The sequence below is a fragment of the Methanoregula sp. genome (assembly GCF_002835825.1).
Lineage (GTDB): Archaea > Halobacteriota > Methanomicrobia > Methanomicrobiales > Methanospirillaceae > Methanoregula.
Genome location: NZ_PIZH01000123.1, coordinates 1 through 5,681 on the forward strand (window position 1 = coordinate 1; position 5,681 = coordinate 5,681).

Below are 5,681 nucleotides of genomic sequence, written 5' to 3' on the forward strand. Positions count from 1 at the left end.
TTCCTTAACACAAATTCACATGAGTGAATAATTCCGATACTGTGTCCGATTATTAAAACGGGCTTTAAATAACCGGATTTCGCCGAAATAAAATCGTAACCTTTTAATGAAGATCTTACCAACTTTACACTAACCACAAAGGGTATGTACTTGTACTCGATGTGCGTGGCATTGCATTTTGAATACTCTCGTGCATTCGCACGCAGGGAGGAGGCTAAATGGAACATATTGTATTTGGCATTGGAATTACTGCATTGACAGGAGCTCTTGCCACTGTAGCCGGTGCTGCAGAAGATACTGAATCCAACATCGGGTCCCAGGGTGACCCGAACTCACAGGTTCAGCTCGCACCGCAGATGGGTTTCCTGCACCGCATCTTCAACAAGGCGGTTGCAGGAGAACCCCCGGCATACGGTCTCTGGTGCTGTCTTGGCGCCGGAATCGCATGGGCATTCATGGCCATGCAGTTCAACGCGGTTCTTGCTATCGTTCTTGGTTCTGTACTTGCAGTCTTTGTACAGGGCGTCTACGCAACCACCGCTTACGTTGGCAGGACCGCAAGTCTTGCCAAGTTCGGGCAGCCGATCTACATGGACATTCTTAAGTCCATGACGACGGTTACCATGGCACATGCCTTTATTGCAATCTTTGCAACCGTGGCAATCTGCCAGCTGATCAACGGTGCACTGGGACACCCGTTCCCGCTGCCACTGCTCGGTCTCGTCTGGGGTATCGCACTCGGTGCAGCAGGGTCTGCAACAGGCAACCCGTACTACGGGAAGGAACGCCAGTACCAGAACCAGAAGTTCGGTGCAGGTGTGCCGATCTCGGCGTCCGGTAACATCGTCCGCTATGCAGAAGCAGGTGAGAGAAACTCTATCGACAACGGCTGGTTCACCGCAAAGATCGGCGGTTCCGCGTCCGGTATCTGCTTTGGCATGATTGTCTTCCTCGAACTCTGGCGTACCGTTCTCTTTGAGCAGGTAGCAGCCGGGTGGGGTGCAATCGTCGTCGGTGTCCTGATCATCCTCGTCTTCACGGTCATTGACCGCTACATCGAGGTCTGGGCACGGAAGAACTACGGACCCTACACCGAGGCAAAGGAGGCATCCTCATGAGCGCAGTTGCAGCAAAGCCCGCAGCAGGCGGCGCAATGAACCCGACGGCAATGGCAGTCGGTGTCGTCATGCTCATCATCCTTATGGGGATCTGTTACTTCATCTACCCGGCCGGTATCATTCCGCTCGCTCTTATCGTTGTTGGCGGAGTCCTGATCGGCTTTGGTGTCCACTTCGTCCCGGTCGGCGGTGCACCCGCTGCAATGGGACAGGCTCCCGGTATTGCGACCGGTGTCGCGATGCTTGCAGCCGGTGGCGGTCTCGCCGGTCTTTTCGGCGGTGCATGGGCAGCAGCAGCAGGGCAGGACGCTCTCGTTGTTGTCATCACCGGTGGTATTGGCGGCGGCCTGATGATGGCCATCACCTGTATGATGGTGAACTTTGTCTACGTCTTCGGCATGGGTATCCCGGCAGCATCCGGTAAGGTCGCAAACGACCCTATCACCGGTGACAGCCAGGCAGAATACAAGTCCCAGGGTACCGAAGGACACGGCCTTCCGTTCGTCTCGTTCGTCGGCGGTGTCATCGGCGGTCTCTTTGCAGGTGCAGGCGGTACGCTCATCTACCTTGAACTTCTCGAAGTCTACAAGGCAGCGCTCCCCGGTGTCATGCAGATCACCGCAGCACAGGTACTCCCGATTGCCGTTTCCGCAGCTGGTATGTTCGCCGTGGGCATGTTCCTCGTGAACGCAGTGCTTACCGCGTACAACATCACGGGAACCATCGAAGGACCCCACGACCCGAAGTTCAAGCGCTGGCCCCGGTCAGTCGTTGCATCCGCAGTTGCATCAGCACTCTGCGGCCTTGTGGCGATCCTGATCGTTGCACTCTGAGGTGTTGAAGATGACAGTAAAAGTTGAAGTAATTGAAGGCGGCATCCCGCACACGAAGATCATGATTGCGGGCATTGTCAGCACACTCGTCTGTCTCTACCTGACCTACCTCAATGTGCTCACCTCCACCGAGATGTTCTCATTCTTCGGCGGCCTTGCGGTGATCGCGGCATTGATCTGGGGAAGCCACACCATCAAGGTACTGTGCAGTTACGGTATCGGTACCGGTGTTCCCTCGGCAGGTATGATCGCATTCGGCTCAGGAGTTATCGCCATGCTGCTTGCAACCAAGTTCGGCATCATGGCGCCGATCGTTGCAGCAGTCCTTGCAGCAGTCATCGGGTTTATCCTCGGGTATGTTTCCAACAACATCCTGAACATGAAGATCCCGGCCATGGTCCAGTCACTGACCGAGATGGCAGTTGTCGGTGCACTCTCCCTCATGGGCTTTGCAGCACTGATGACCGGCAGGTTCACCTTTGACGCCCTGACCACCGGACATGTCACTGTCCTTGGTATGTCACTCATGACACACCAGCAGTCATTCATCGGCGGATGTCTCATCGCAGTCGCATTCCTGCTCGGTGCAATCGCCATCCAGCACCCGTTCAACGCGTGCCTTGGCCCCGGCTGGCAGCAGGACCGCATGCTCATGCTTACCGCAGAGTGCGGATTCCTCTCCATGATCGTAGCAGCCGTCATGTCCTTTGCGTTAATCAGCACGGGATCGGCAATCATCTCACTGATCATTGCAATTATCGGCTGGGTCTATACCTACAAGGAATACATGGTGCTCTCGAAGCGCGATGCAGCAGCATGGCTCGATGCAAAACCGATTCCCGACGTGGAGGGACACTAACATGGGATACATTCAGGTACTCCCCGAATTCGGCCTCGTTGCCGATCCCGTTGTTGGTATCGTAACAACCGCGGGTGAATCACTCTCACCGGTTATCGAGAAAGTTGCAGTCCTTGAAGCTACCACTGACGACCTCGTCAACATGCTCTCGGGAGAAGGCAACATGCTCGCGTCGTTCCCCAACAGGGAGAGCGGCCTTGCAATCGGCGGTACTATCACTTCGTACTGGTACGGTCTTGCTGTCGGATTACTCATTGCCGGAATCATCGCATTCCAGATGATCAAGGGGGTCTAACATGGCAGACAAGAAAGCAGCAGCAAGCGGCTGGCCGCTCATCAAGGGTGACTTCCACTCCGGTGACGTAAACAGCCCCGTTGCAGTCATCACCATGGGTTCTCACCTCGACGAACAGGGCATCTGCGATGCCGGCGCGGCACTCTGCGGGTCCTGTAAGACCGAGAACCTCGGCCTCGAAAAGGTCATCGCCAACGTTATCGCGAACCCCAACATCAGGTTCGCTCTCCTCGTTGGTACGGAAGTGAAAGGACACCTCTCCGCACAGACCCTCGTCGCCCTCCACAAGAACGGCGTCAAGGACGGAAGAGTCGTCGGTGCTGAAGGCGCTATCCCCTTCATCGAGAACTTAAACGACGCCAACATCAAGCGGTTCCAGGAACAGGTTGAGATCGTCAACATCATGGAAACCGAAGATGTCGGTGCCATCAAGGCGAAAATCAACGAACTCAAGGCTAAAGACCCGGGTGCGTTCGCCGCTGATGCCATGGTCGTTGAAGTCAAGGAAGCTGCAGGCGGACAGGAAGTAGGCGCAGCCAGTGCAAACCCCCAGTTCCTCGAGATCGAGAAGAGGCTCGACAAGATCGAGAAGAAACTCGAGTTCGTAGATTCGGAAGTTGCACAGCGTGTTGGACGAAAGATTGGACGGGATATCGGTATACTGTACGGCCTGATGGCAGGCGTTATGGTATTTATCATGCTGTTGTTCCTGTTCCAGAAATTAATGGCTATGGTATAATGGAGGTGTAATAGAACATGTTCAGATTTGAAAAAGAACAGAGTGTCTGGGACTTCAACGGCACCATGATTGGTGGCCAGCCCGGCGAGTACCCGACCGTACTGGGTGCTTCTATCTTCTACAACAAGCACGAGTGCGTGCTTGACGACCACACTGGAAAGATCGACAAGGCAAAGGCAGAGGCTCTCTGGAACCGCTGCCAGGTCCTCTCCGATGCAACCGGCATCCCGCACTTCATCCAGATCATCGCGGAATACGGAGCTGCATTCGAGAGCTACTTCAGCTGGTTCGACTCGATCGACAACAAGACCGCGTTCCTGATGGACTCTTCGGCACCGGCAGCCCTTGCACACGCCTGCAAGTATGTCACCGAAGTAGGTCTCGCAAAGCGTGCGATCTACAACTCGATCAACGGGTCAATCCCCCAGGAAAACATCGACGCCATCAAGAACAGCGACGTCGACGCAGCTATCGTCCTCGCCTTCAACCCCGGTGACCCATCCGTTGCCGGCCGTGAGAAGGTACTCGTAGAGGGCGGCGTTGCAGGCCAGACCAAGGGTATGCTCGATATTGCCAAGGAATGCGGTATCACCCGCCCGATCCTCGACACTGCAGCAACCCCGCTCGGCCTCGGCAGCGGCGGTTCCTACCGTGAGATCCTTGCCTGCAAGGCAATCCACGGCTACCCGACCGGTGGCGCATACCACAACATGACCGTCTCCTGGACCTGGCTCAAGCGCTGGAAGGGAACCTCCAAGACCCCCTCCGTGCTCGCTGAGGGCTACAAGGGCAAGGACGTCCTGCTCCAGCAGATGTCCCACCACTACCTCGGTGGAATGGAGGGCATCAAGCAGGCTGCATGGTCCGCACCCGATATCGGCTGCAACATGATTGCCTCCACCCTCGGTGCAGACCTTATCATGTACGGACCCATCGAGAACGTCGAAGCAATGATCACCGCACAGGCCTACACGGACATCACCGTCCTTGAGGCAACCCGCCAGCTCGGGATCGAGTGCAAGGCGCCAAGCCACCCAATCTTCAAACTTATCTAAATCTTTTTTTCTGGTTTTTAACCGGCCGCGATTGCCGGATCCGTACTGCTGCCGGAAGAACGTTATCATGCACCTGGATGAAACATTCAAAAAAGAGAGATGGGGTTTGTCCTATTTTTGCGCATGGTTCATCTCAGCAGAGGCAGAGCCTCGGGGAAAGTTGACGATCCTCATGCTCTCGTCGGCTTCCTTTGACCGCCCGAGGTTCCGCAGCGCAAGTGCCTTGTTATACCACACGAACGAATTGATGGGATTGAGATCGATGGCCTTGTCAAAGAAGATGAGCGCCTCCGCGTTCTTCCCGAGCTCCCGCAGGGCGATTGCCTTTGCCGTCATAGCCCTGATGTTCTTCGGGCTCCACTCGAGGATCTCGTCAAAGCAGGCTATCGCCTCCTCGTGCCGGCCCAGCTCGTTGAGGCAATACCCTTTGTTTGCCAGCGCAAAGGTATACTCCGGGTCGATGGCCAGCGCCCGGTCAAGGCAGACCAGCGCCTCCTCGTAGCGGCGGATCTTGCGCAGGGTATATCCCTTCTCGAACCATGCCGTGATGAGGTTGGGGTTGGTTGTTACGGCCTTGTCATACCAGGCTATCGCTTCCTCGTGCCGGCCAAGGTAGTAGTAACTCTTGCCAGTGTTCTCAAGTGCGGTTGTGTTGTTTGCGTTCGCCTCCAGAACCTTGCTGTAAAGAGCGATCGCGTCGTCATACCGCCCCACCTTCATCTGGTGATGCGCATTTTCCAGAAGTGCAGGCACGTCCATACCAATCATACTATCATACACAC

Annotated in this window: 7 protein-coding genes; 6 read left to right on the plus strand and 1 reads right to left on the minus strand. The window is 55.6% G+C overall.

Annotation, left to right across the window (positions count from 1 at the left end):
• The first annotated feature begins 218 nt into the window (after positions 1-218).
• Genes mtrE through mtrH form a run of 6 tightly spaced genes read left to right on the plus strand, consistent with a single transcriptional unit; the run spans position 219 to position 4,899 of the window.
• Entirely contained in the window at positions 219-1,118 is a 900-nt protein-coding gene (gene mtrE, locus CW742_RS05920; RefSeq protein WP_292417813.1) for a tetrahydromethanopterin S-methyltransferase subunit E, read from the plus strand.
• Positions 1,115-1,951 (plus strand): tetrahydromethanopterin S-methyltransferase subunit D, encoded by an 837-nt coding sequence (gene mtrD / locus CW742_RS05925; protein ID WP_292417816.1) that lies wholly within the window; start codon positions 1,115-1,117, stop codon positions 1,949-1,951. Before mtrE ends, mtrD begins: the two co-directional genes overlap by 4 nt.
• 10 nt (positions 1,952-1,961) lie before the next feature.
• Positions 1,962-2,810 (plus strand): tetrahydromethanopterin S-methyltransferase subunit MtrC, encoded by an 849-nt coding sequence (gene mtrC, locus CW742_RS05930; RefSeq protein ID WP_292417819.1) that lies wholly within the window; start codon positions 1,962-1,964, stop codon positions 2,808-2,810.
• 1 nt (position 2,811) lies between these two features.
• Entirely contained in the window at positions 2,812-3,105 is a 294-nt protein-coding gene (gene mtrB, locus CW742_RS05935) for a tetrahydromethanopterin S-methyltransferase subunit MtrB (RefSeq protein ID WP_292417824.1), read from the plus strand.
• A gap of 1 nt (position 3,106) precedes the next feature.
• Positions 3,107-3,844, plus strand: coding sequence for a tetrahydromethanopterin S-methyltransferase subunit A (gene mtrA / locus CW742_RS05940; RefSeq protein WP_292417827.1), 738 nt, complete (start codon positions 3,107-3,109; stop codon positions 3,842-3,844).
• 17 nt (positions 3,845-3,861) lie between these two features.
• Entirely contained in the window at positions 3,862-4,899 is a 1,038-nt protein-coding gene (gene mtrH, locus CW742_RS05945) for a tetrahydromethanopterin S-methyltransferase subunit H (protein ID WP_292417830.1), read from the plus strand.
• Between the two features lie 111 nt (positions 4,900-5,010).
• On the opposite strand, the gene CW742_RS05950 is transcribed toward mtrH, so the two are convergent.
• On the minus strand, positions 5,011-5,681 hold a 671-nt coding region (locus CW742_RS05950), incomplete at its 5' end, for a tetratricopeptide repeat protein (protein WP_292417833.1).

Excerpts from the sequence above, each read along its gene's own strand:
- mtrD (WP_292417816.1), top strand. The coding sequence starts at position 1,115 with ATGAGCGCAGTTGCAGCAAAGCCCGCAGCAGGCGGCGCAATGAACCCG.
- mtrE (WP_292417813.1), top strand. The coding sequence starts at position 219 with ATGGAACATATTGTATTTGGCATTGGAATTACTGCATTGACAGGAGCT.
- mtrC (WP_292417819.1), top strand. The coding sequence starts at position 1,962 with ATGACAGTAAAAGTTGAAGTAATTGAAGGCGGCATCCCGCACACGAAG.
- mtrH (WP_292417830.1), top strand. The coding sequence starts at position 3,862 with ATGTTCAGATTTGAAAAAGAACAGAGTGTCTGGGACTTCAACGGCACC.
- mtrA (WP_292417827.1), top strand. The coding sequence starts at position 3,107 with ATGGCAGACAAGAAAGCAGCAGCAAGCGGCTGGCCGCTCATCAAGGGT.
- mtrB (WP_292417824.1), top strand. The coding sequence starts at position 2,812 with ATGGGATACATTCAGGTACTCCCCGAATTCGGCCTCGTTGCCGATCCC.